The 24,361-nt window shown below is 63.3% G+C and carries 25 protein-coding genes and 1 tRNA gene; 24 read left to right on the top strand and 2 right to left on the bottom strand.

Translation table 11 applies throughout. The features are described 5' to 3' along the window. The 16 genes from prfA to EB835_RS00220 all read left to right on the top strand — a co-directional run bounded on the left by prfA (position 1) and on the right by EB835_RS00220 (position 14,753). Positions 1–1,077: a peptide chain release factor 1 gene (prfA, locus tag EB835_RS00295; protein WP_135807511.1), complete on the top strand. Its 1,077-nt coding sequence runs from the start codon at positions 1–3 to the stop codon at positions 1,075–1,077. A 1-nt stretch (position 1,078) separates the two neighbouring features. Further along, positions 1,079–2,005, top strand: a complete 927-nt coding sequence (prmC, locus tag EB835_RS00290; RefSeq protein WP_135807510.1) for a peptide chain release factor N(5)-glutamine methyltransferase — start codon at positions 1,079–1,081, stop codon at positions 2,003–2,005. 78 nt (positions 2,006–2,083) lie between these two features. Then, entirely contained in the window at positions 2,084–2,734 is a 651-nt protein-coding gene (locus tag EB835_RS00285) for an L-threonylcarbamoyladenylate synthase (protein WP_135807509.1), read from the top strand. Next, complete coding sequence (locus tag EB835_RS00280; RefSeq protein ID WP_135807508.1) at positions 2,735–3,844, top strand: MraY family glycosyltransferase; 1,110 nt, start codon at positions 2,735–2,737, stop codon at positions 3,842–3,844. Beyond that, positions 3,841–4,287 carry a hypothetical protein gene (locus EB835_RS00275; protein ID WP_135807507.1) on the top strand — a complete coding sequence of 149 codons (447 nt, stop codon included), beginning with the start codon at positions 3,841–3,843 and terminating at the stop codon, positions 4,285–4,287. Before EB835_RS00280 ends, EB835_RS00275 begins: the two co-directional genes overlap by 4 nt. A 263-nt stretch (positions 4,288–4,550) precedes the next feature. Next, positions 4,551–5,363 carry a F0F1 ATP synthase subunit A gene (gene atpB / locus EB835_RS00270; protein ID WP_227492561.1) on the top strand — a complete coding sequence of 271 codons (813 nt, stop codon included), beginning with the start codon at positions 4,551–4,553 and terminating at the stop codon, positions 5,361–5,363. A 79-nt stretch (positions 5,364–5,442) separates the two neighbouring features. Then, a complete protein-coding gene (gene atpE, locus EB835_RS00265; RefSeq protein WP_135807506.1) occupies positions 5,443–5,670 on the top strand; it encodes a F0F1 ATP synthase subunit C in 228 nt (75 codons plus the stop codon). Positions 5,671–5,681: 11 nt separating this feature from the next. Beyond that, entirely contained in the window at positions 5,682–6,233 is a 552-nt protein-coding gene (locus EB835_RS00260) for a F0F1 ATP synthase subunit B (RefSeq protein ID WP_135807505.1), read from the top strand. Then, positions 6,233–7,039: a F0F1 ATP synthase subunit delta gene (locus EB835_RS00255; protein ID WP_135807504.1), complete on the top strand. Its 807-nt coding sequence runs from the start codon at positions 6,233–6,235 to the stop codon at positions 7,037–7,039. Before EB835_RS00260 ends, EB835_RS00255 begins: the two co-directional genes overlap by 1 nt. 81 nt (positions 7,040–7,120) lie before the next feature. Next, the gene (gene atpA, locus EB835_RS00250; protein WP_135807503.1) at positions 7,121–8,755 is read left to right on the top strand and encodes a F0F1 ATP synthase subunit alpha; all 1,635 of its coding nucleotides are present in this window, start codon (positions 7,121–7,123) and stop codon (positions 8,753–8,755) included. Positions 8,756–8,786: 31 nt separating this feature from the next. Continuing rightward, positions 8,787–9,719, top strand: coding sequence for a F0F1 ATP synthase subunit gamma (locus EB835_RS00245; RefSeq protein WP_135807502.1), 933 nt, complete (start codon positions 8,787–8,789; stop codon positions 9,717–9,719). Positions 9,720–9,745: 26 nt separating this feature from the next. After that, positions 9,746–11,194, top strand: a complete 1,449-nt coding sequence (atpD, locus tag EB835_RS00240; protein ID WP_135807501.1) for a F0F1 ATP synthase subunit beta — start codon at positions 9,746–9,748, stop codon at positions 11,192–11,194. 3 nt (positions 11,195–11,197) lie between these two features. Then, complete coding sequence (locus EB835_RS00235) at positions 11,198–11,458, top strand: F0F1 ATP synthase subunit epsilon (RefSeq protein ID WP_135538630.1); 261 nt, start codon at positions 11,198–11,200, stop codon at positions 11,456–11,458. 22 nt (positions 11,459–11,480) lie between these two features. Continuing rightward, complete coding sequence (locus EB835_RS00230; RefSeq protein ID WP_135807500.1) at positions 11,481–11,948, top strand: DUF2550 domain-containing protein; 468 nt, start codon at positions 11,481–11,483, stop codon at positions 11,946–11,948. After that, positions 11,948–13,261 (top strand): UDP-N-acetylglucosamine 1-carboxyvinyltransferase, encoded by a 1,314-nt coding sequence (murA, locus tag EB835_RS00225; RefSeq protein ID WP_135807499.1) that lies wholly within the window; start codon positions 11,948–11,950, stop codon positions 13,259–13,261. Before EB835_RS00230 ends, murA begins: the two co-directional genes overlap by 1 nt. A 493-nt stretch (positions 13,262–13,754) precedes the next feature. After that, positions 13,755–14,753: a hypothetical protein gene (locus EB835_RS00220; RefSeq protein WP_135807498.1), complete on the top strand. Its 999-nt coding sequence runs from the start codon at positions 13,755–13,757 to the stop codon at positions 14,751–14,753. A 233-nt stretch (positions 14,754–14,986) separates the two neighbouring features. On the opposite strand, the gene nucS is transcribed toward EB835_RS00220, so the two are convergent. Beyond that, on the bottom strand, positions 14,987–15,682 hold the full coding sequence (gene nucS, locus EB835_RS00215; RefSeq protein ID WP_135807497.1) for an endonuclease NucS: 696 nt from the start codon (positions 15,680–15,682) through the stop codon (positions 14,987–14,989). Between the two features lie 30 nt (positions 15,683–15,712). Between nucS and EB835_RS00210 the strand changes: the two genes are divergently transcribed. Beyond that, positions 15,713–16,009, top strand: a complete 297-nt coding sequence (locus EB835_RS00210) for a hypothetical protein (RefSeq protein WP_240688438.1) — start codon at positions 15,713–15,715, stop codon at positions 16,007–16,009. A 117-nt stretch (positions 16,010–16,126) separates the two neighbouring features. On the opposite strand, the gene EB835_RS00205 is transcribed toward EB835_RS00210, so the two are convergent. Further along, positions 16,127–17,749, bottom strand: coding sequence for a coiled-coil domain-containing protein (locus EB835_RS00205; protein ID WP_135807496.1), 1,623 nt, complete (start codon positions 17,747–17,749; stop codon positions 16,127–16,129). Between the two features lie 233 nt (positions 17,750–17,982). On the opposite strand from EB835_RS00205, the gene EB835_RS00200 reads away from it, so the two are divergent. From EB835_RS00200 to EB835_RS00170, 7 genes are all read left to right on the top strand, one after another. After that, the gene (locus EB835_RS00200) at positions 17,983–19,173 is read left to right on the top strand and encodes an acetyl-CoA C-acetyltransferase (protein ID WP_135807495.1); all 1,191 of its coding nucleotides are present in this window, start codon (positions 17,983–17,985) and stop codon (positions 19,171–19,173) included. A gap of 87 nt (positions 19,174–19,260) precedes the next feature. Further along, positions 19,261–19,575: a thiamine-binding protein gene (locus EB835_RS00195; protein WP_135807494.1), complete on the top strand. Its 315-nt coding sequence runs from the start codon at positions 19,261–19,263 to the stop codon at positions 19,573–19,575. Positions 19,576–19,662: 87 nt separating this feature from the next. Continuing rightward, on the top strand, positions 19,663–19,869 hold the full coding sequence (locus tag EB835_RS00190; RefSeq protein ID WP_135807493.1) for a hypothetical protein: 207 nt from the start codon (positions 19,663–19,665) through the stop codon (positions 19,867–19,869). Positions 19,870–19,989: 120 nt separating this feature from the next. Next, positions 19,990–20,063 (top strand) — tRNA-Arg (locus tag EB835_RS00185). Between the two features lie 123 nt (positions 20,064–20,186). Continuing rightward, positions 20,187–21,887: a dynamin family protein gene (locus EB835_RS00180; RefSeq protein WP_240688436.1), complete on the top strand. Its 1,701-nt coding sequence runs from the start codon at positions 20,187–20,189 to the stop codon at positions 21,885–21,887. Then, entirely contained in the window at positions 21,884–23,464 is a 1,581-nt protein-coding gene (locus tag EB835_RS00175) for a GTPase (protein WP_135807491.1), read from the top strand. Before EB835_RS00180 ends, EB835_RS00175 begins: the two co-directional genes overlap by 4 nt. A 179-nt stretch (positions 23,465–23,643) precedes the next feature. Beyond that, a complete protein-coding gene (locus tag EB835_RS00170) occupies positions 23,644–24,333 on the top strand; it encodes a single-stranded DNA-binding protein (RefSeq protein WP_168216580.1) in 690 nt (229 codons plus the stop codon). The last annotated feature ends 28 nt before the right edge of the window (positions 24,334–24,361 follow it).

Genomic DNA, 24,361 nt, shown 5'->3' with positions numbered 1-24,361 from the left:
ATGGCCGACGATACCCTCACGGCCAGCGTCAGCGCTCTGCTCGATGAGCATGCGCGGGTGCAGGAGGAACTCTCCGATCCCGCGGTCCACGCTGACGCCGGCCGGGCCAAGAAGCTGACCAGGCGGTACGCGGAACTCGACAGAGTCGCCGCGGCCGCCCGGCACTTCGCCCAGCTCGAAGCCGACCATGCAGCCGCCGTGGAGCTGGCTGAGGACGATGCCGACTTCGCCGACGAAGCGAAGCGGCTGTCGGCAGAGATGGACACCGCCGAGGGTGAGCTCAAGGATCTCCTGGTCCCCAGCGACCCGGATGACTCCCGAGACGCAATCATCGAAATCAAAGCCGGCGAAGGCGGAGACGAATCCGCGCTGTTCGCCGGCGATCTGCTTCGGATGTATCAACGTTGGATCGATGCGCGGGGCTGGTCGAGCCAGATCCTCGACGCCACGCATTCGGATCTCGGCGGCTTCAAAGACGTCACCATGGCCGTCAAAGCCAAGGACGACGGAGCCTACGGCTGGGTGAAGTTCGAAGGCGGAGTGCACCGGGTCCAGAGAGTCCCGGTCACCGAATCGCAGGGCCGCATCCACACCTCCGCGGCCGGAGTGCTCGTCTTCCCAGAGGTCGACGAGCCCGAAGAGGTTCAGCTGGACGAGCACGATCTGCGCATCGACGTCTACCGTTCCTCGGGCCCCGGCGGCCAGTCCGTGAATACCACTGACTCGGCTGTGCGCATCACCCACCTGCCGACCGGCATCACCGCGAGCTGCCAGAACGAGAAGTCACAGCTGCAGAACAAAGACGCGGCGATGCGCATGCTCCGCGCCCGGATCCTGGCCAAGCAGGCGGAGGAGGCCGCGGCGGAAGCCGCAGACATCCGCCGCTCACAGGTGCGCACCGTCGACCGATCGGAACGCATCCGCACATACAACTTCCCGGAGAACCGGATCACCGATCACCGCACCGGATTCAAGGCCTACAACCTCGACCAGGTGCTGGGCGGCGACCTCGATCCCGTCATCGGTTCCTGCCGCGACGCCGACAAGGCCGCTCGCCTCGACGCGCTGGGGGACTGACCTGGACACCGTCAGGCCGACTCTCGTCTCGGAGATCCTGCGTGGGGCCATCAACCTGCTCTCCGACGCAGGAATCGCGACCCCTGAAGCCGATGCCGTCGAACTGCTCGCTCACGCCTGGGAGGTCGATCGGTCGGCCCTGAGCCGCCGTCGTCTCTTCGACGACCCCGTGCCCGTCGATGTGAGCAGACGATTCGCCGAACTCTGTGACCTGCGCCGGCAGCGGATTCCGCTGCAGCATCTCACCGGCATCGCCCACTTCCGGCACCTGCAGCTGAAGGTGGGTCCCGGAGTCTTCGTGCCGCGGCCGGAGACCGAACTCCTCGCCGGAGCCGTCCTGACAGAACTCGCAGAAACTGCGCGCCCCGACGCATCGACCGGAAACGATGATGCACAACGCCCCATCGTCATCGACCTGTGCTCCGGATCGGGAGCGATCTCCCTGTCCGTGGCCACCGAATTCGACGGAGTCGACGTCCTCGGCGTCGAACGCGAACCGGCTGCCCTCGAATGGTCACGGGAAAACCTCGCCCACAGCCGACTCGGCGAGTCGACCGTCGAATTCATCGCCGGAGATGCCACGCAGATCACCGAGGAGCGAGCCGATCTGCGCGGCCGTGCCGACATCGTGGTGACGAACCCGCCCTACGTTCCCGATGCCGCCGTCCCACGGGACCCCGAAGTCGCCGAGCACGATCCTGCGGCCGCGCTCTACGGCGGGGCCTCGGGTCTGGAGATTCTGAGGCTCATCATCGCTGAGGCCGAGCGGCTGCTGCGACCCGGTGGCCTCTTCCTCATGGAACACAGTGAGGAACAGGGCGCGGAGGCTCGAGAACTGCTGGCGGCCACGGCCAGTCTGAGACATGCCGCCACGTTCCAGGACTACACTGGACGCGACCGCTATTCGGTGGCACGCCGAGAGGCGTAGGAGACACCGGAGACGAATCCGTGCCGTGCACGGCCCAGTCGCCGAGACCACAGCCCGAACATTCGAAACGGAGAACTCGTGTCGAGACGATTCGACGTCAGCCAAGCCGAAATCCGTGAGCTCGTCTTCGACGAGTGCGCGCGAGTCGTCGACACAGGAAACCTGCTCGTCATCCCCACCGACACCGTCTACGGAATCGCCGCCGATGCCTTCAGTGCTTCCGCCGTGGCGGCTCTGCTCGCGGCCAAGGGCCGCGGCCGAGATATGCCGCCTCCGGTCCTCGTCCCGCGTGCGGAGACCATCTTCGGTCTCGTCGACGGGGTCGATGAGACCGTGCTCGCACTGACCGCGAAGTTCTGGCCCGGGCCGCTGACGATCATCGCCAATGCTCAGCCCTCCCTCGACTGGGACCTCGGCGACACCCACGGAACCGTCGCCGTACGCATGCCCGATGACGAGGCAGCACTGTCCCTGCTCGGTCGCACCGGACCGCTGGCCGTGTCGAGTGCCAACATCTCCGGACGACCCGCCGCCCAGAACGCCGACGAAGCGCAGGAGATGCTCGGCGACGATGTCGACATCTACGTCGACGGGGGAGCGCGGGAGTCGGGGACGTCCTCGACCATCATCGACCTCAGCGGCGACGTGCCCCGCATCCTGCGGCGCGGCCCGATCACGGCCGATCAGCTGCGCGAGATCGTCCCCGAGCTCATCGACCTGGACGGCTGAGTGCGCGCCTACCTCTTCATCCTCGTCGTCTCCGCCCTCGTGGCGTACCTGCTGACCCCCATGGTCAAGCGGGTGGCCGAACGAGGAAAGATCTTCTCACCTCTGCGTGACCGCGACGTCCACTCGGTTCCGACGCCGAGGCTGGGCGGAGTGGCGATGTTCGGCGGGCTGCTCGCCGGGCTCATCTTCGCCTCCCAGATGCCGTTCCTCAACCGGATCTTCGTCGACCTGGGACCGATCATCGGCATCGCGGGAGCCGCCGGACTGCTGTGTCTGCTCGGAGTCATCGATGACATCTGGGATCTGCATTGGATGGCGAAACTCGCTGGTCAGGCTCTCGCCGCGGGGTTCATGGCGATCAAGGGTGTGGCGCTGCTGTCGATTCCCTTCGGCGGCGTCATCATCGGCTCACCGCGGATGTCGATCATCGTCACCGTCCTCGTCGTCCTGGTGACCATCAACGCGGTGAACTTCGTCGACGGCCTCGACGGCCTCGCCGCGGGTGTCGTCGCCATCGGCGGCATCGCGTTCTTCATCTACTCCTATTGGCTGGCACGCGACGCCTCACCGGAGTCCTATGCGAACCTCGCCTCGCTCATCATCGCGATCCTCGTCGGCGCCTGCCTCGGGTTCCTGCCGCACAACTTCAATCCGGCCAGGATCTTCATGGGCGATTCCGGTTCGATGCTCATCGGCCTGCTTCTGGCGGCCTCGACGATCCGGGTCACCGGTCAGGTCGACCCGGCGCTGATCGGCCAGGAACGCGCGTTCGCCACGTTCATGCCCATCATCCTGCCGGTCGCTGTGATGTTCCTGCCGCTGCTCGACCTCGGACTAGCCGTGGTGCGTCGGCTGCGGGCCGGACAGTCGCCGTTCTCCGCCGATGCCAAACACCTCCACCACCGGATGCTGCGCCTGGGACATTCCCATGCTCGTGCGGTGCTCATCCTCTATACCTGGACGGCGCTCATCGCCTTCGGCTCGGTGCTGCTGCTGTTCAAGGGCTGGCTGTTCGTCGCCTGGGTCATCGGCGGCCTCGTGGCCATCACCCTGATCTTCACCTTCTATCCCCTTCGCATGCGTCAGAAAGCCAGAGAGGAAATCTCATGACCGACCCGACTCCGCGACGAGAAACCGCAGTCGAAGCCGCCTGGACCCGCGTATGGAGGACTCTGCTCATCCGCGGCATCATCCTCGTCCTCGTCGTCGCCGCCCTCGGAATGGGCATCGGCTGGTTGGTCTCGGGCATGACCGGGCTCGTCGGCGGTGCCGTTGGCGGGGCACTGGCCGCAGTGTTCATCATCATCACCCTCGTGATCATGTACGTGGGCCGAAACATGGGCCTGACCGCGATCGCAGGGTTCCTCGGCATGGGATTCCTGTTCAAGGCCTTCATCTTCATGATCGTGATCTGGCGGATCAAGGACGCGACCTGGCTCGACGGCACGATCGCCTTCTTCACGATCGTCGTCGCAGTGATCGGCTCGTCGCTCGTCGAGGCGATCACCGTCGTCAAGGGGCGCGTCCCCTATGTCGATCCGGACGCGAAATAGGCTTAAGAGCCGTCGCTTCAGCACCCATCTGAGACACGTCGTGGGGTGAGTGACGAGTCGAATGACGTGTCGTATAAAATCGTTGACAGAAATTGCACAGAGAAGCCTGATGAATTTGTCGGTGACTCTCTACAATTGGTAGAGTAGTTCCGGTGCTTGGGCGGATCTTCGCCCTTTGTCGCTCCTGAACCTCAAGCCTCGCCTTTCGTGCGAGGCCAAGGCCAGGCCATCAGGGCCCTTGACCATGGGAGAGTAGTAAAAACGTGGGAACACTCAACGCCGCGAACACAACAGTCAGTGCTGCAGAAGGCGGCTTCCACGCACCGTCGATGGCTGAGTTCTTTCCAGCCTCGTTCCTCTTTGAGGGCACACCATTTGAAATGAACCGCGTGATGCTCATCCGCATCATCGCCACCGTCGCAGTCGTCGTGCTGTTGGCCGTCTGGGCCAAGCGCATGAAGCTCATCCCGAGCCGCTTCCAGTCGAGCATGGAGCTCGCCATGGAGTTCGTGACCGTCGGCATCGCCGAGGACACGATGGGCAAGGAGAAGGCCAAGAAGTTCATGCCGCTCATCGTGGCGATCTTCTTCGGCATCCTGTTCTGGAACGTCACGAAGCTCATTCCGTTCCTCAATATGCCTGGCACCGGCGTCATCGGAATGCCGATCGTCCTCACTCTGGTCGTCTACGTGACCTATCACTGGGCGGGCATCGCAGAGAAGGGCCTCGGCCGTTACCTCAAGGATTCGCTCATCCTGCCCGGCGTCCCGCCGGCGATGCACATCCTGCTCATTCCGATCGAATTCATCACGAAGTTCGTCACCCAGCCGTTCACGTTGGCGATCCGACTCTTCGCGAACATGATGGTCGGTCACCTCCTGCTCGTCCTCTGCTTCTCAGCCACGAGCTTCTTCCTCTTCGACGCCTCGAACGGATTCCAGTTCTTCGGCATCGTGACCTTCGCCGGCGGAATGTTCGTCTTCATCCTGGAGATGCTCATCGTCGTGCTGCAGGCTTACATCTTCGCCCTTCTGTCCTGTGTGTACATCAATGCCGCGATCTCGGACGAACACTGAGATCGCACCCAGAACCGTAACTCACGAGTTGCACGGTCGGGCCAACCACCCGGCTTCATTATGAAAGGAAAAGCATCCTATGGATATGCTCGCCGAAGTGACAGGTAGCGTTTCGACGATCGGTTACGGCCTCGCGGCCATCGGTCCCGGTATCGGTGTCGGTATCGTTATCGGCAAGACCATCGAGGGAACCGCTCGTCAGCCCGAAATGGCCGGCGCTCTGCGCGGAAACATGTTCCTCGGTATCGCTCTGATCGAGGCCCTGGCCCTCATCGGTATCGCCACCCCGTTCTTCCTTACTCAGTGAGGCAGTGAGACATGACTCCGGTAAACATCGTCGCCTCCGCGGAGAACCCGCTTCTCCCGGCGCTGTACGACATCGTCTGGAGTGCCGTCTGTCTGCTGATCGTCTTCCTGGTCGTCTGGAAGTACGTCCTTCCCGCCTTCAATAAGACTCTCGACGAGCGTGCTGAGCGCATTCAGGGTGGAATTGAAAAGGCTGAGAAGGTGCAGGCCGAAGCCGATCAGGCTCTGGCCGAATATCAGAAGCAGCTCGCCGACGGTCGTGCCGAAGCTGCACGACTGCGCGCCGAGGCTCAAGAAGAGGGCGCCCAGATCATCGCCGACATGAAGGTTCAGGCTCACTCCGAGGCTGATCGCATCATCGCTCAGGCACAGACTCAGATCGACGCCGAACGTCAGGCCGCCATGGTGCAGCTGCGTTCCGAGGTCGGCACTCTTGCCACGGACCTGGCTTCGCGCATCGTCGGTGAATCCCTCACCGATGACCAGCGTTCGGCCAACGTGGTCGATCGCTTCATCTCCGACCTCGAGTCCAACTCGTCCGCGCAGCCGGTCAAGGGGGCGTGATGCTCCAGTCGAGCAGATTGTCCCTGCAGGCCGTCCTCGAGACCGCGAACTCCGAGATCTCCGGCGGAGACTCTCGACAGATCGGTGAGGAGACTCTGGCAGTCGTCGGCGTCCTTGCCGACAACGTCGGTCTGCGCAAGGCTCTGGCAGACTCCTCCGAGTCGGCCGAGAGGAAGCAGCAGCTGCTGCGGACTCTGTTCTCGACTCGGATCACGGATGCAGTCATGCGCATCAGCGATAAGGCCATCGGCCGCCGCTGGGCGCGGACTCAGGACCTCGTCACCAGCCTCGAAGTCGCCGGTGTGACAGCGATTGCCGCTGCTGCACAGGCAGCTGGACAGCTGGGACAGGTGGAAGAGGAGATCTTCCGCTTCGCGCGTCTGCTGGAATCCAACCACGAGCTGTCCCGCGCACTTGATTCGCAGGCCACCGACGAGAGCAAACGCGCTCTCGTGTCGGACCTGCTCTCCGGCAAGGCACAGCCAGACACCATCAAGCTGGTCGAACAGGCCGCTCTGCACCCGCGCGGACTCCGTGTGGCGAAGGCGCTCGATCAGTACAGCGATATCCTCGCCGCCCGCCAGCAGCGGTCGGTTGCGGACGTCACCGTCGCCAGAGCGCTGAGCGAGTCGCAGACCGAAAGGCTGCAGGCGGCATTGTCGGCCAGCTATGGTCGCGAACTCGTCCTCAATGTCCAGGTCGACCCCGAAGTCATCGGGGGAGTCCGGGTGCAGGTCGGCGACGAGATGATGAACTCGACCGTGGCCGATCGACTGGCCGATGTGCAGCGCAAGCTCGCAGGTTGACACTAGTGGCCGGCTTCTCCGGCATCGGCGGCCCACCGGTCGTCGGACGCAAGATTTGAGTAAAGGAAGCAGGGAAACCAGATGGCGGAACTGACAATTCGCCCGGAAGAGATCCGGGACGCTCTCGGGAAGTTCGTTGACTCGTACAACCCAGAGAGCTCGGAAAAGACCGAAGTCGGCAAGGTCGTCACCGCTGGTGACGGTATCGCTCACGTCTCGGGGCTGCCCGGCACTATGGCCAACGAACTTCTGCGGTTCGAAGACGGCACTCTGGGTCTGGCACAGAACCTCGACGAACGCGAGATCGGCGTGGTCATCCTCGGTGAGTTCTCCGGAATCGCTGAAGAGCAGAACGTCTACCGCACCGGCGAGGTCCTCTCGATCCCGGTCGGTGACGGCTACCTCGGCCGTGTCGTCGATCCGCTGGGGCGTCCCGTCGACGGACTCGGAGACGTCGAGAGCGTCGGTCGCCGTGAGCTCGAGCTCCAGGCCGCCGGCGTCATGGATCGCCAGGAAGTGCGCGAGCCGCTCCAGACCGGCTACAAGAGCATCGATGCGATGATCCCCGTCGGCCGTGGGCAGCGTCAGCTGGTCATCGGTGACCGCAAGACCGGCAAGACCGCTCTGGCGATCGATACGATCATCAACCAGAAGGCCAACTGGGAGACCGGAGACCCGACGAAGCAGGTCCGCTGCATCTACGTGGCTGTCGGCCAGAAGGGTTCGACCATCGCCGGCGTCCGCCGTTCACTGGAAGAGGCCGGTGCGCTCGAGTACACCACGATCGTGTCCTCGCCCGCTTCGGACCCCGCAGGCTTCAAATACTTGGCTCCCTACTCCGGCTCCGCCATCGGTCAGCATTGGATGTACGACGGCAAGCACGTCCTCATCGTGTTCGACGACCTGTCGAAGCAGGCCGAGGCCTACCGCGCTGTGTCCCTGCTGCTGCGTCGTCCGCCGGGCCGTGAAGCCTACCCCGGCGACGTCTTCTACCTGCACTCGCGTCTGCTGGAGCGCTGCGCGAAGCTCTCCGATGAACTCGGCGGCGGTTCGATGACCGGTCTGCCGATCATCGAGACCAAGGCCAACGACGTCGGTGCATTCATTCCGACGAACGTCATTTCGATCACCGACGGTCAGATCTTCCTGCAGTCCGATCTGTTCAACGCCGGTCAGCGTCCTGCCGTCGATGTCGGTGTGTCCGTGTCGCGAGTCGGTGGTGCCGCTCAGACGAAGGCTCTCAAGGGAGTCTCGGGCACGCTGAAGATCTCGCTGGCTCAGTACCGTTCGCTCGAGGCCTTCGCGATGTTCGCGTCCGACCTCGACGATGCGACCAAGCGCGATCTGGCGCGTGGCGCGCGTCTGACAGAGCTGCTCAAGCAGGGTCAGTACGCCCCGATGCCGTTCGAGAAGCAGACCGTGTCGATCTTCGCCGGAACCAACGGCTACCTCGACGATATTCCGGTCGAAGACGTGCTCCGCTTCGAGTCGGAGCTGCACGATCACATCGAGCGCAAGACCGGTATCTTCACGACTGTCCGTGAGACGCTGAAGCTCGATGATGACACGACCGAAGAGCTGAAGAGTGTTCTGGCCGAGTTCTCGCAGAACTTCGCCAGCTCCGATCAGAGCGGGTCGAAGGCCGGCAGCGAAGACACCGCAGCCGCGTCCTCTGACGAGGTCGAGCAGGAGCAGATCGTTCGGCAGAAGCGTTGAACCTGTTCCGTAACGGCGAAAGGAAGAACTGATGGGAGCCCAGCAGAGGGTCTTCAAGCAGAAGATCCGCTCGACTCAGTCCTTGAGGAAGATCTTTAAGGCGATGGAGCTCATCGCTGCTTCGCGGATTCAGAAGGCCATTGCCCGCTCGCAGGCCGCAAGCCCCTACGCGAATGCCCTGACCAGGGCGGTCTCGGCAGTGGCCAGCGAGTCGAACGTCGACCACGTTCTCACCACGGAGACGGACAACGTCAAGCATGCTGCCGTCCTCGTGATCGGCCCCGACCGCGGGTTCGCCGGTGCCTATTCGGCGAACCTGCTGCGCGAAGCCGAGGAACTCGTTCGGCTTCTGCGCGGCGAGGGCAAGAGTGTGGATCTGTTCACGGTCGGCGGCAAGGCCAAGAACTACTACACCTTCCGCGATCGCAAGATCGAGAAGTCCTGGACAGGTATCTCCGAGAATCCGTTGCCCGAGCACGCCCGCGAGATCGGCGAAGCGCTGTTGGAGAACTTCGACCCAGAGTCCGAGGACTCCGGGATCGACGAGATCTACATCGTCTTCACCCGTTTCGTCTCCAGCGTCACGCATGACCCGGAGTACCGGCGACTGCTTCCGTTGGAGGTCGTCGACGCCGAGGAGGCATCGACGGGCGGACAGACCGGCGGCGGGTCCGAAGCACCCGCGTTCCCGCTCTACGAGTTCGAACCGAGCGCGGAGGCCGTGCTCGACGCCCTGTTGCCGCGATACATCGATTCGCGCATTCTGTCGGCCCTGCTCAGTGCAGCGGCATCTGAGCAGGCCTCGCGACAGGCGGCGATGAAGACAGCCACGGACAACGCGGATGATCTCATCAAGACCTACACCCGGTTGGCCAATACGGCTCGCCAGGCGGAAATCACCCAGGAACTCACCGAGATCGTCGGTGGGGCGGATGCCCTCGCGGCATCGGCAGCCGGCGACTGACCGGCGAGAGCAGAGAGAAAGAGACCATGACTGCCACAGCAACGGAAACCTCTCCGGCACAGGGCACTGCCCTCGGCCGGATTTCCCGAGTCATCGGCCCGGTTGTCGACATCGAGTTCCCGCTCGACTCCGTGCCCCAGATCTACAATGCACTGACGACGTCGGTGGATCTGTCCGAAGGAACCCGCAAGCTGACCTTCGAGGTCGCGCTTCACCTGGGCAACGGACTGATCCGCGCCGTGTCGCTGCAGCCGACCGACGGCCTTGTCCGCGGACAGGAAGTCGTCGACTCCGGCGCACCGATCTCCGTTCCCGTCGGAGACGTGACCAAGCACCATGTCTGGAACACCACCGGTGACTGCCTCAACCTCGCCGACGGCGAGGAGCTGGAGATCTCCGAGCGGTGGCCGATCCACCGTCCGGCTCCGTCCTTCGACGAACTCGAGTCCAAGACCGAGATCCTGGAAGTCGGCATCAAGAGCATCGACCTCCTGACCCCCTACGTCCAGGGTGGAAAGATCGGTCTGTTCGGAGGCGCCGGTGTCGGCAAGACCGTGCTCATCCAGGAGATGATCTTCCGCATCGCGCACAACCACTCGGGCACCTCGGTGTTCGCCGGTGTGGGCGAGCGTACCCGTGAGGGCAACGACCTCATCATGGAAATGGATGAGGCCGGAGTCTTCAAGGACACCGCCCTGGTGTTCGGTCAGATGGATGAGCCTCCAGGCACCCGTCTGCGCGTTGCGCTGTCGGCACTGACCATGGCGGAGTACTTCCGCGATGTGCAGAACCAGGACGTGCTGCTGTTCATCGACAACATCTTCCGCTTCACTCAGGCCGGTTCCGAGGTCTCGACCCTGCTGGGTCGTATGCCCTCGGCCGTGGGCTACCAGCCCAACCTGGCTGACGAGATGGGTCTGCTGCAGGAGCGCATCACCTCGACTCGTGGTCACTCGATCACGTCGATGCAGGCGATCTACGTTCCTGCCGACGACTACACCGACCCGGCCCCGGCGACGACCTTCGCCCACCTCGATGCGACGACCGAGCTCAGCCGTGACATCGCCTCGCGCGGTCTGTACCCGGCGATCGACCCGCTCGCATCGTCCTCGCGCATCCTCGATCCGCTGATCGTCGGTGACGAGCACTACCGCGTGGCGAACGAGGTCAAGGCGATTCTGCAGAAGAACAAGGAGCTGCAGGACATCATCGCCATCCTCGGCGTCGATGAACTCGGTGAAGAGGACAAGCTCGTCGTTCACCGCGCCCGTCGCATCGAGCAGTTCCTCTCGCAGAACACCTACACCGCTGAGAAGTTCACTCAGGTTCCGGGTTCGACCGTGCCGCTGGCCGACACGATCGAAGGTTTCGCGAAGATCTGCTCCGGCGAAGTCGACCACATCCCGGAACAGGCATTCTTCAACGTCGGTGGCCTTGACGACGTCATGCGCAACTACGAAGAGATGCAGAAGTAAGCCATGGCGACACTCGAAGTGAATGTCGTGGCTGCTGATCGCGAGGTATGGGTCGGTGAGGCCAAGCGCGTCATCGCCCGTACACTCGACGGCGAGATCGGCATCCTGCCGGGCCACGAGCCCGTGTTGGGTGTCGTCGCCGACGGCGAAACGCGGATTCTCACCCCGGGGGAGGACACCATCAGGGTCAAAGCCGATGGTGGATTCCTCTCGGTGGAGAACAACCGTGTGATCATTGCCGCTGATCAGGCCGAACTTCTCTGATCCGCAGGTTACACTGGCAACCGTGAACCCTTCCGTCCTGCTGATCGTTCTGCTCTCGCTGGTAGGACTCGCGCTTGCTCTGATCGTGGTCGTCACGATTCGACGCAGGTCGATCTCGAAGCTCTCGGGTGCCTTTGACTGTTCCATCAACGTGGGCGAGGAGTATTCTTCTCGCCCACGTTGGCGTTTGGGCGTAGCCGTGTTCTCGGTCACCTCCCTTGACTGGTACCCCGTGTTCGCTCTGACCCGGCGTGCAGCGTTCCGACTGCCGCGGGCGGATCTCGACATACTCGTGCGGCGCAAACCCACGTCCGGGGAGCAGTATTCGGTTCTGCCTGAGGCAGTCGTCGTCGACTGCTCCTACGGCAAAGCGGACGGCCGCCCGCGATCCGTGTCCTTGGCAATGGACACCGAATCCCTGTCCACAATGGCTTCGTGGCTCGAATCCTCACCCCCTGGGTACAATCCGACGATGGGACGTTTCACTTAATGGATGTCTTCCGTTTGACCGGTCCTGCACAGCTGGCGGGAACCATCGACGTCAGAGGCGCGAAGAACAGCGTGCTCAAACTCATGGCCGCAAGTCTCCTCGCCGTCGGGCGCACCACCATCACCAACGTTCCGGCCATCTTGGACGTGCGGATCATGGTCGAACTGCTCGTCCGCCTCGGCTGTGAGGTCGACTACGATGCCGCAGACGGCGTCGTCAGCATCGATGTCCCCGCAGAGGTCGGCATCCAGGCGGACTACGAGCTGGTCCGTGCGATGCGGGCATCGATCTCCGTCCTCGGCCCTCTCACCGCACGGATGCGAGCCGCACATGTGGCTCTTCCCGGTGGTGACGCGATCGGCTCCCGTGGTCTCGATATGCACCAGGCCGGACTCGAAGCGCTGGGCGCAGTCGTCCATCTCGACCACGGCTACTTCGTCGCGGAAGCACCCGAAGGGCTGCGCGGCACCGAGATCGTCCTCGAGTTCCCGTCCGTCGGCGCCACTGAGAACCTCGTCATGGCCGCGACCCTCGCCCATGGCACCACCACGATCGCCAATGCCGCGCGTGAACCTGAGATCGTCGACATCTGCAGGATGCTCGTCGAGATGGGAGCGCAGATCGAGGGGATCGGCACCTCCGACCTCACGATCACGGGAGTTGAGTCGCTGCACCCGGTCACCCACCGGACCGTGGGAGACCGCATCGTCGCGGGAACCTTCGCCTTCGGCGCCGCTCTGAGCGCCGGCGACGTGACCGTACGCGGAGTCGGGCTCGACATCATGCCCAATATCGGTACGAAGCTGCGGGACTCGGGTGCTGCAGTCGAAGACCTGGGAGAGATCACCCTCGGTGATGGGACGTTGGGTCAGGGATTTCGCGTCATCGGTGCAGAGCGCCCTCACGCGATTCGGGTCGCGACGATGCCGTTCCCCGGTTTCCCGACCGATCTGCAGCCCTTCGTCATCGCTTTGAACTCTGTCTCCGACGGAATCGGCCTGTTGTCCGAGAACCTGTTCGAAGCCCGCTGGCGCTTTGTGCAGGAGATCGCCCGCCTCGGTGCCAGAGTGCGCATCGACGGCAATCATGCGCTGGTCACCGGCAGCGAGAGCCTCTCAGGTGCCGAAGTCGAAGCCTCCGACATCCGTGCAGGGGCGGGCCTGGTCATGGCTGCGCTGCGAGCCGGGGGAGTGACCGAAGTGTCGGGAATCGATCACATCGAACGCGGCTATGAGAACTTCGTCGAGAATCTGCGTAGCCTCGGTGTCCGCATCGAGCGAGTCGAGAAGCGCGACGTCCTCAGCTTCGATTAGGCCACCTCGGGCGGTGCGCACAACCTTCCGATCGTGATTTTCGGAACCGCTCTTCTTCTCGATACACCCCGCGAGTCGTCTCCATCCTCCGCCTCGCAGCTGTCCGTCCTTTGCGCGGCGGCTCACGTACCTTTACCCCATTGCACATGGCTCGTGGCACTCCGCGCTCAGTCCTCCGCCCTTCAGCGTGCGACCTCTCCCGTCAAATGGGCCTCATTCAAGCCTCGCCCCGTCTGTCCATAGTCGCCTCCTTCGTTCACGGCGAACCCCGTCTGTCCATAGGTCTACCGCCCGATAACGGCGCTGCCGCTTGAATGGGGCCTGGCTTCCCACTCGTGCCGTCCGGGACACACACGACTGCGGGCGCCGCCGCGCAAGCGGGGGTGGGACATCACGCAGAGAATCGTGGGGTCTGTGAGGTCGAGTCGTCGGTTATCCACAGGCCGATTCTCGACTCTGGCCTCCTCGGTGCCGGTCGGTCATGCTTGGTGTCATGTACGGATGTCTGTCGACGGCCGCGCTGCTCGCGGCAGGATGGGACTGTCACCGGATCAAAGCTGCTGAACGATGTTGCCTGCGACGTCTGCAGCGCGGCAGGTACGTTGTGACCGCGGCGTGTACGAACCCGGACCACAGTTTCGTCGCTGCGATCGCGGAGGCCCCCACCACCACTCTGCCTCAGGAGACGACCGGCCTGCGCAAGCGTACGGAGGACTTGAGGATCATCGTCAGGTCGTATGTCGATCGCCTCCCTCCGGATGCTGTGTTCTCTCATCGCAGCGCACTCATCATTCATGGCGTCGCGATACCTTTTGTCGATCGAGACGATGTGTTTGCCGAAGCCGTGAGTCCGCGCAGCGGTGTGCGCCTTGCGAAGATGTTGGTACGTCGACGTGCACTTGACCACAGTGCCAGCCAAATCGTCAACGGGATCCCGGTCACGTCAGTTCCGCAGACGATGCACGACATCGCTCGGGACAGCACGCTCCCGTTCGCCGTTGCGGTGCTCGACTCGGCGGTACGCAATGAGATCGTGACTGTCGACGAGATCCGGACCTATTGCGAATCCCATCCTGTACGCACAGGCACCGCGAAGATACTCAAGGCTCTCGACAATGTCGACGCTCGACGGGAGAGCGTGGCCGAGTCGATCTGTGCGATGCGGTTCGTCGAACATTCGATTCCCGATTTCGTACCGCAGGTCGACGTCTGGGATGGAAACGGCAAACACTTGGGGCGGACAGACTTCGCAAATGAGGATGCCAAGGTCATCGCAGAATTCGACGGAGTGGGCAAGTACTACCTCGATGGAGTTGACCCGGAGCAGACTTTCGAACTCGAACGGCGTCGTGAGTACGCATTGCGCAACGAAGGGTGGACAGTCTTCCGCATCCGGTGGAGCGATCTGTTCGCCGCCGACGTCTTCCTGCGGATCAAGGAGGCGGTGCGACGACGCATCATTATCGACGGCCACCGTCGCTACGTGACGTGATATCTGCCCTCGTTCAAGGCGGGCCTCATGTATCGATCGGTAGACGGGCAGACAGACGCTGGGCGGCTTGATCGACGAGTGGAGCGCGTGCGGAGGGTCGACAGACGCTGGGCGGCTTGATCGAGGGGCACACTATGCGCGACGAGTCCGCAGATGCGGTTCGGCTTGATCGGCAGCTTGATCGAGGAGCTGGGAGTGTCCCGTGGAGTGATCAGGCAGTCCACGCTGGGTGGTCAGAAGAGGCGCGAATCCGGGTCGTCCATACCGCGCAGGGCATCGTAGTCGAGGACGACGCAGCGGATACCGCGATCTTCAGCGAGCGTACGAGCCTGCGGTTTGATTTCCTGAGCTGCGAAGACTCCCTGGACAGGGCTGAGGAGGGGATCGCGATTCATCAGTTCGAGATAGCGTGTCAGCTGCTCGACGCCGTCGATATCGCCACGGCGTTTGATCTCCACTGCCACCGACTTCTGTCCGTCATCACGAGCCAGGATGTCCACCGGCCCGATCGCCGTCATGTATTCGCGGCGAACCAGACTGTATCCGTCGCCGAGGGTATCGATGTGTTCGGCGAGCAGTTCCTGCAGATGTGCTTCGACACCGTCCTTGACAAGACCCGGGTCGACACCGAACTCATAGGTGTCGTCAGCGAGGACTTCAGCGATCGAGATGACAAGTCGGTCACCCGTCTTCGTCTGCGACACTTCCCACAGCTCGGTCAGCCCGGCTTCGGCCTGCTCGGCATCGGGTTCGATGTGCCGAACCGTGCACGGGGGAGTCATCCAGTTCAGCGGCTTATAGGAACCGCCGTCGGAATGGATGAGCACCGAGCCATCTGACTTGAGCATGATGAGGCGGGTGGCCATCGGCAGGTGAGCGGTCAGACGACCGGCATAATCGACAGAGCATTTGGCTATGACTAGACGCACGCGCTTCAGCCTACGTGAGACAATGACTCAATGCCACGATCTTCATCCTCGCGTCGCAAGAACAAATGGCAGCAGGCTCCCCGCGACCTGTCCGCGTCGGTGGCAGGTATGAGGACGAGCCGTACGCTGCCGGACGGAACCTGGTCTGTGCAGACCGTGAAGGGAAACGACTCCGGCAAGGCGTATGTCTGCCCGGGCTGTGGTCGCGACGTCAGCGCAGCCGCAAGCCATATCGTGGCGTGGCGTCAGGATGCCCCGCATGGAATCGAAATCGGGGTCGAGAGCAGACGACACTGGCACCACCGCTGCTTCGACCGCTTCAGGTGAGAGCAGACGGTCTTGGGCCCGGTGGCTGAATGATTTCGGTCGGCCGAGCTCCGAGGCTGTCAATGATGAAGGGACCCGCAGCTGCGGGTCCCTTCACCATATTCGTCTCAGTCGTCCTCAGCGCAGCGAGTTACGCGAGCGTGACGTCTTAGAGCTGTCATTCTTCGATCCGGAGACCTGGGCGTCGATCGAGATGGTGTCCTCGTCGGTGGCGCCGTTGGGCAGGTCTTCGGCCTTCGTGTCCTCGGCTTCGTCGTCGGCGTCCGCAGCCGACTCTGCAGTGGTCTCTGACTCCGCAGTGGTCTCCGAACCATCTGCCGACTCGTCGGACTGGGCGGTTACCTCGTCCTCGGCTCCGGCGTCGTCGTTCTTCCCGCTTCCGGGCGAATTCGAACCCTTGGAATCGGCGGATTCGGCCGAATCCGTTTCGGCATCGGTCGACTGCGCATCGTCGGTCGACTGCCCGGAATCGTCCTCTTCCGAATCCGAATCCGAAGAATCATCGTCGGCCAGCAGATCTTCGAGCTCCTGGCCGTCAGCGATCTGCTCGGTGGCGTGAGAGGCCGATTCGGCCTTCGCCGGATCCACCGAGTCCCCGCCCATGACTCCCGGCATCGCAAACAGGGAGCGGAGCTGGTCGAGCTGAGCGGTGATCGTCTTGCGCTGCTTCGTGAGCAGATCGACCTGCGACTGAGCGGAGGCGACATTGCGCTTGGCCTCTGCCGCGGATTCCTCGATGGTCGCCTCGGCGGTGGCCCGAGCTTCGGAGATGAGCGTCTGGGCGCGAGACTTTCCATCGGCGATGATCTCGTCGGCCTTCTTCACCGCATCGGTGCGAGTCTGCTCCGCGCGTTCGGCAGCTTCCTTCGCCTCGGTGTCGGCCTTCCCCGCACGCGCCTGAGCCTCTTCGATGAGCTTCTTGTTCTCGGCCTGAGCCTCTTCGTAGCGCTTCTTGCGTTCGGTTTCGGCTTCTTTGCGCTTATTCGCGAGTTCGAGGTCGAAGTCGTTTCCGGCTTTCTTCGACGCCTCATCGCGGGCCTTCGCGGCATTGAGCAGCTCATCGGCCTGGGCCTGTGCGGACGCGACGATCTCTTCGGCCTCGGTCTTGGCCTCGGCGCGCAGATCTGCAGCTTCCTTCTCTGCAGTCGCCCGCAGCTCGGACAGCTCGAGATCGAGGCTCTCGCGAGCCTCCTTCGAGGAAGCGGCATTCGCTTCCTTGGCCTGATTGGTCTCTCGTTCGGTGGTCGCGCTGAGCTCTGCGGCGCGTTTCTCAGCGGCCTTGATCGTCTCTTCGGCGCGCAGCTCGGCCGAGGAGGTGATCGCATCGGCTTCCGAGCGTGCATTGGAGAGTGTGTCGTTGCTTTCGGTGTGCATCCGAGCACGAGCGGAAGCTGCCTCGGCGCGGGCCTTGTTTCGGATCGTCTCAGCATCGGAATTGGCCTGAGCCAGGGTCTCACGGGCCTGCGATTCGGCGATCTTGAGGAGATGGTCGATGCGGCTTCCGGGAGGACCGGCGGCTTCTGCGTTGTCGTTGGCAGCCTTCTTCAGCTGTGCCTTGGCTTCAGAGAGCTCTCCGGCGATCTGCAGCTTCGCCCGATCTGCATTGATGACCTGACTGCGCGCATCGGCCAACGCCTTGCGGACCGATTCGACCTCGGTGCGCAGCTGCTGCAGACGCGAATCGACTTCACTCTTCTCGTAGCCGCGCATCGCTGTGCGGAATTCTTCGGTGGGCGTCACTGAAGCGAACTCCTGTCATCTTGGAAAGGGGGTGTTCTTGGGCTGTCCTCGTCCTACTCTAACGGAGACTCCATGAGTGTTGGGTGCGAATGCGGGAGTGTGGACGAGGCTTCTCAGACACGGCTGTCCGGCCCCAGTGATACAGGCCACATGAGCCTCGACTAGGCTGGTGGATGTCGAAATGCATACGTGTTGCGGACACGAGTCCGGACGCGGATATCCGAGGAGGAAATATGGCTGATGCAGTGATCGTCGCCGGAGCGCGGACACCGTTCGGGCGGCTGCAGGGAGAGCTGTCGAAACTCAGTGCCGTCGAGCTCGGCGCCGAAGCCATCGCCGGTGCACTCGATCGCGCCGGAATTCAGGGCTCTGACGTCGACTACGTGATCATGGGGCAGGTTCTGCAGGCGGGCAACAGTCAGGGCCCCGGTCGTCAGGCTGCGGTCAAGGCCGGCATTCCGATGTCCGTTCCAGCTGTGTCGGTGAATAAGCTGTGCCTGTCGGGAATCAACACGATCACCCAGGCCGCCCAGCTGATCCGGTCCGGCGAGTACGACGTCGTCGTGGCCGGTGGGCAGGAGTCGATGAGCCAGGCTCCGCACATGCTCACGAAGTCGCGTTCGGGTTACAAATACGGCGATGTCGTCGTCAAGGATCATATGGACTACGACGGCCTCTGGGATGCGTTCACCGATCAGGCCATGGGCGGACTGACCGAAGAGGCCAACGCCGGTGACCGCGAATTCTCCCGCACCGAGCAGGACGCGTTCTCCGCTCGCTCCCACCAGAGAGCCGCCGCGGCGCAGGAATCCGGAGCCTTCGAGAATGAGATCGTTCCCGTGACCTACAGCTCGCGCAAGGGTGATGTCACAGTCTCCGCTGATGAGGGAGTGCGGGCGGACACGACCGCCGAGTCCCTGTCCAAGCTGCGTCCGTCTTTCCGCAAGGACGGAACGATCACCGCCGGCAATGCCTCGCAGATATCCGACGGCGCCTGCGCCGTCGTCGTCATGTCGCGTGAGAAGGCCGAAGCGCTGGGTGCTCCGATCCTCGGCGAGGTCCGGTCCCATGCATGGACCGCCGGACCGGACTCGACCCTTCAGCACCAGCCCTCGCAGGCCATCAAGGCTGCTGCTGAGCGCGAAGGCGTCGCAGCCGACTCCTTCGATCTCTACGAGATCAACGAAGCCTTCGCCGCTGTCGGCCTGGCCAGTGTCAAGGATCTCGGCATTGACGAGGACAAGGTGAATGTCAACGGAGGCGCCGTCGCGCTGGGCCATCCGATCGGAGCCTCGGGAGCTCGAGTCGTCCTCACCCTTGCCCTCGAACTCCAGCGCCGAGGCGGCGGCACTGGCATCGCCGCACTCTGCGGCGGCGGCGGACAGGGCGATTCGCTCATCGTGACAGTGCCTGCTCAAGCCTGAGCGGAGTCGGCCAGTCCGCGTCGGTCAAGCTAGCGCGGTGGGGTGCCGATCGGCACCCCACCGCACCTGAACGAAGGGATCACCATCATGCTCGCAGCTTTTTCAGTCGCCCCCAGCGGGGGAGAAGGGGCCGACGCATCGGTCCACGACGCCGTGGCAGCGGCCGTCGAGATCGTCCGCAATTCTGGTCTGCCGCACCGCACGGACTCGATGTTCACAACCATCGAAGGTGAATGGGACGAAGTCTTCGCGGTCATCAAGGACGCGACCGAGGCCGTCGGTGAGTTCGGCACTCGGGTGTCGTTGGTGGTCAAGGCCGATATCAGGCCCGGCTACTCCGGCGAGATCGACGGCAAACTCGAGCGCCTGGAGAAAGCGATCGATGTCCGCGAAGACTCCTGAGGCGAAATATTTCGAAATTTTCAGTGACGTGAGCTGCATCTGGCGTTAGTCTTTTCCATCGGATGCACTGATCGAAGGAGATGGACGATGAATGGTGCAAAGCTCTTTTCAATTGCCACGGCACTCACGCTGGTCGCGCTGCTGGGTTTCATGCTCGCTGGATTCTTTCCGATCATCGTCGACTTCGCCTTCGGCATCGAAGCTGTGGCAGTCATCCTTGCGATGACCGGAGTGGTTATCGTGTCCTTTGTGACAGTGCGCAAGTCGATGGAGAACGCGGCTCGTCACTACTGAGATGTCTCTGCCGGTCTTTCACGGCAGCGATCCGGCCCCGGTTCGAGGCGGCGACTGAGACAGTCCGCCTTGACCGGGGTCGCTTTCTGTTCTCATCCGAGCATCGGTTACGATATTTGAGCCTCCGTAGCTCAGTCGGATAGAGCAACCGCCTTCTAAGCGGTAGGTCGCGGGTTCGAGCCCCGCCGGGGGCGCTTCTCATGTCCGGACTCGGCGCAGAGTGGTGTGGGCGCCTGATCCGTGGCGCCGGTGAGCAAATCCGCGCCGATACGGCGTGGCAGTTGGTGCCGAGCTGGGAAAACATAGAGAGTGGAGGCGTGATCATTGAGAGCAAGAGCGCCGTGACGCCGCCGGTCGGCCAAGCGTTGAACGATATCGTCAAGCGAGTCTCGGAGACTCGCTTCACCCTGCGCAGCGAGGACCTCGCCGACGCTCGCACAGCACACTCGACGCTGACCGCAGAACTCGATGACTACGTGCTGCCGCGGATCAATCGCTCGCGGACTCCGTTCCTCATCGCTGTGGGCGGATCGACCGGTGCCGGAAAGTCGACACTGGTCAACTCGCTCGTGGGCCGGACCGTCAGCCCTGCCGGAGTGCGCCGTCCGACGACGGGCAATCCGGTCGTCATCTTCAACCCGGCCGACTCCAGATTCTTCGAGGCTGAGCACTATCTGCCGGACCTGCCGCGCAGCTCCGATCCGCAGTCGAGCGTGCCCGGAGTCGTCCTCATCGCCGATGAGAACATCGAACCGGGTACTGCCGTCCTCGACTGCCCGGATATCGACTCCATCTCTGAGACCAACCGTGCGCTCTCTCGCAGGGTGCTCCTCAGCGCGGATCTGTGGCTCTTCGTGACCACGGCGAACCGGTATGCCGATGCCGCCCCTTGGGCTCTGCTGAAGACAGCGGCAGCGCGAAGCACCTCGGTGGCCATCGTCCTCGACCGGGTTCCGCCCGAAGCCAACCGCGAAGTCAGGCATCATCTGTCCAGTCTGCTCTCGGACGCGGGACTGGCGAACTCACCGATCTTCTCCGTCGCCGAGCTCGAACTCGAAGACGGTCTGCTGCCGCATTCGGCGATCTATCCGATACGTTCCTGGATCTCTCAGGTCGGCACTGAGGGAACCTCACTCGAACGCATTCGCAGCCGCACTCTCACCGGTGCTGTCGAGGCCCTGCCGGCTCGGGTCCGCGAACTCGCTGATTTCGCCGAGACTCAGGAGCAGACCCACGCCGCTCTGGCAGATTCGTTGGAGAATCGCTTCCGGTCCGCGCAGTCGGGGCTCGCCGAAGTGTTCTCCGATGGTCGTGTCCTGCATGGAGAGGTCAATGCCCGCTGGCAGGACTTCGTCGGCACAGGACAGCTGTTCCGCGGTCTCGAGCCGACCATGGCTCGAATGCGCGATCGCATCTCTGCGGCGGTGACCGGCAAGCATGATGCGGCCACCCCTCTGCATGTGGCTATTCTGCGCAGCGCCGCGGTCTCCCTGCGCGAACAGGCCATCGACGTGGTCGATGAAGTCAACGCCGAGTGGCGCAACACCGCAGCCGGCGCAGCCCTCATCGAGGACCAGCCTGAACTGCGAACCGTCGGGGCAGGTCTCGAGGACGCAGTGAAGTCGGCCGTGAGCACCTGGTCCGACGAAGTCAATGCGCTCGTGCGCGATATCGGCCAGGGCAAGAAGTCCAAGTCCCGAATTCTCTCCTTCGGCGTCGCCGGGGTCTGCGCCGTCGTCGAATATGCCGCCTTCTGGGATCCTCAGCGCACTCGCGATATGGGGCAGGGCAACCGGCAGGGAGCCGGAGTCGCACTCAACCTCGCAGAGACGATCTTCGGTGAGGACGAGGCTGCCGGCCTCATCGCCTCGATCCGCCAGCGCTTCCTCGATGCCGCTGTGGGGATCGTCGCGAGCTGCCGCACCCCTTTCGACAACGCTCTGAGACTATCCGCGGTACCGGCGCGGCAAGCGGGCGCCCTGCGCGCCTCCGGTGAACGACTTGAGGTGGCATTGTGAATAGTTCTGCACAGACCGAGATCCGGGATCTGGCCGAAGGCATCCGACATGCGCTGTCGCTGAGCGAAGACAAACTCGCCGGAGACGTCCGCACCGATGCCCAGAATCTGCTTGATCGGGCAGAAGACCGCCTGGGCCTGGGGGAGGACTTCACCGTTGTCGCCTTCGCCGGCTCTACCGGCTCCGGCAAGTCCTCGCTGTTCAATGCGGTGGCCGGTCTCGAGATCGCCCGAGTCGGTGTGCGCCGACCGACGACCTCACGCCCGACCGCCTGCGTCTGGGGAGAGGGCGGAAACGATGTCCTCGACTGGCTGCACGTGCCCGAGCGCAGCCGTACATGGCGCGAGTCGGCCCTCGACGGTGACGACCAGCGGCGTCTGCACGGTCTGATCCTCCTCGACCTGCCCGACCACGACTCCACGGCAGTCGAGCACCGCGTCGAATCCGACCGGCTCGTGGGGCTCGTCGACGTGGTGTTCTGGGTCGTCGACCCGCAGAAGTACGCCGACTTCTCACTGCACTCCGAGTACCTGACCAAACTCGCCGAGAACAGTGCGAACATGGTCGTCGTCCTCAACCAGATCGACAAACTCAGCCCGGAGGAGCAGAAGGCCGCAGCCGACCATCTGCGCCAACTGCTCAACGAGGATGGGCTCAGCGAGACGAATGTGCGCATCTCCTCGGCAGCGACGCGTGAAGGCATCCCGGAGATCCGCGGCATCCTCGCCGACACTGTCGATTCGAACGATGCCGCCGCCGAAAGGCTGTTGGCCGACATGCAGGCGATGGCCAAGCGGATCCGAAAGGAGCTCGGAGAACCCGTCGCCGCGCCGGACGAACTGGCCGGCGCATCCCGACTGGTCGAGACGATGTCGGAGGCCGCAGGTGTCGAAGCCGTGGCACAGACCGTTCACGATGACTATATCCGCCGGGCATATCGCAAGACCGGCTATCCCGTACTCGCGTGGGCTCAGCGCAACGCACCTGACCCCTTGGGTGCCAAACACGGTCAGGACCGAGACGAACTCGTTCGCGCATCTGTGCCCGCGACAACCAGGGCCCAGAGTTCGCATGTGCGGCTCATGGCTCACGAACTCATCGCAGAATCTGTGTCGACCATGCCGCAGGCCTGGCAGAACGAGGCCGCAGAAGCAGAGAAGAAGAGCACAGACGAGCTGTCCGAGAACCTCGACTCGGCCGTCACAGCTGTGGAGATCACACGGCAGACCCCCGGCTGGTGGTCGTTGGCGCACGCTCTGCAGATCATCTTCTTCGTCGCCTCGATCATCGGTGTCCTCGGCATCATCGTCTCCGCTCTCGTCGCGGTGATCGGTTCCGGTGCTCTGCCGACCTGGTGTTGGATCGTCAGCATGGGGTTGTTCGTGATCGGCGTCATCGGATCCGCTGTGACCTCGCTGATGTCGAAGTCGGCGCGGACCAGAGGGGCCAAAGAGGCGGCTGCCGAGGTCGACGGAAGGCTGAGAGACGCTGTCGGTCGCGTCGCTCAGAGCTCGTACCTGAACCCGGTGAAGGCCGTCATCGGAGAACACCGACAGGCATACGAGATGCTCGGCTGAGATACTGAGACTCAAACACACGACGGGGATGACTCCGGGTCAGCTGCCCTGTGGACGGACAAGCTCTGTCCACAGGGCATTTTCGGTTCCTGGACACCGGACCGAATCATCGGGCTGACTGGAGGTCCATGCGGACGCAGATGCCCGTATGGTTTCATCACACCGAGTTGGAGACACCGATGTCCGCAATCCCGATCACCGTCACCGGCACAATCGCCACAGACCCCACCGCGCGCACGCTGCCATCCGGGCGCGCGTGCGCTTCATTCAGGCTCGCCGTGAACCACTGGAGAGTCGATAAGAACACCGGGGAGTTCGTCACCGACGGCACCTCATGGTTCGGCATCGACTGCTACGGCGAACTGGCCAGCAATGCCGCGATGTCACTGAACACCGGAGCCGCGGTGATCGTGTCGGGCAACCTGAGAAACCGGGAGTGGGCCACAGAGGAGCGAAGCGGAATCTCGCCGACGGTGGTCGCGGAGCATATCGGTCCCGACCTCAGGTACGGCACCGCGCACTACCGGCGGGCCAAGGCCTCGGAACGCTCACAGTCCACTGCCGGGCAGACGGACACGGAGCCATCTGGATCGAATGATGGAGTTTGGAACACCTTGGGTCCCGTCGAAACGCCCGCATCTGAGGCCGCCGGCAGGGTCGGCGACGCCGTGGCTGCCCCACTCAAGTCGACTGGAACAGACAGCTTGGCAGGGACAGGCTCGGATGACGATCACGAAGTCGGTTCCGAGAGCAGCACCAGTGTCGACACCAGTGCCGACGCCGAGGGCATCAGTGCTGCCGACGGCGGTGATGGAGGCGAAGACGATCCGATCGCCCGCGAGACCGCGAACGCGGCAGCTCCATTCTGATCATCGCCTGGATTCCTCGCTTCGGGGT

Origin of the sequence: Brevibacterium sp. S22 (genome assembly GCF_004745485.1) — a bacterium.
In the GTDB taxonomy this organism is placed as follows: Bacteria; Actinomycetota; Actinomycetes; order Actinomycetales; family Brevibacteriaceae; genus Brevibacterium.
The sequence above is the reverse complement of the archived record's forward strand: the minus strand, read 5'-3'. Positions and strand labels throughout refer to the sequence as shown.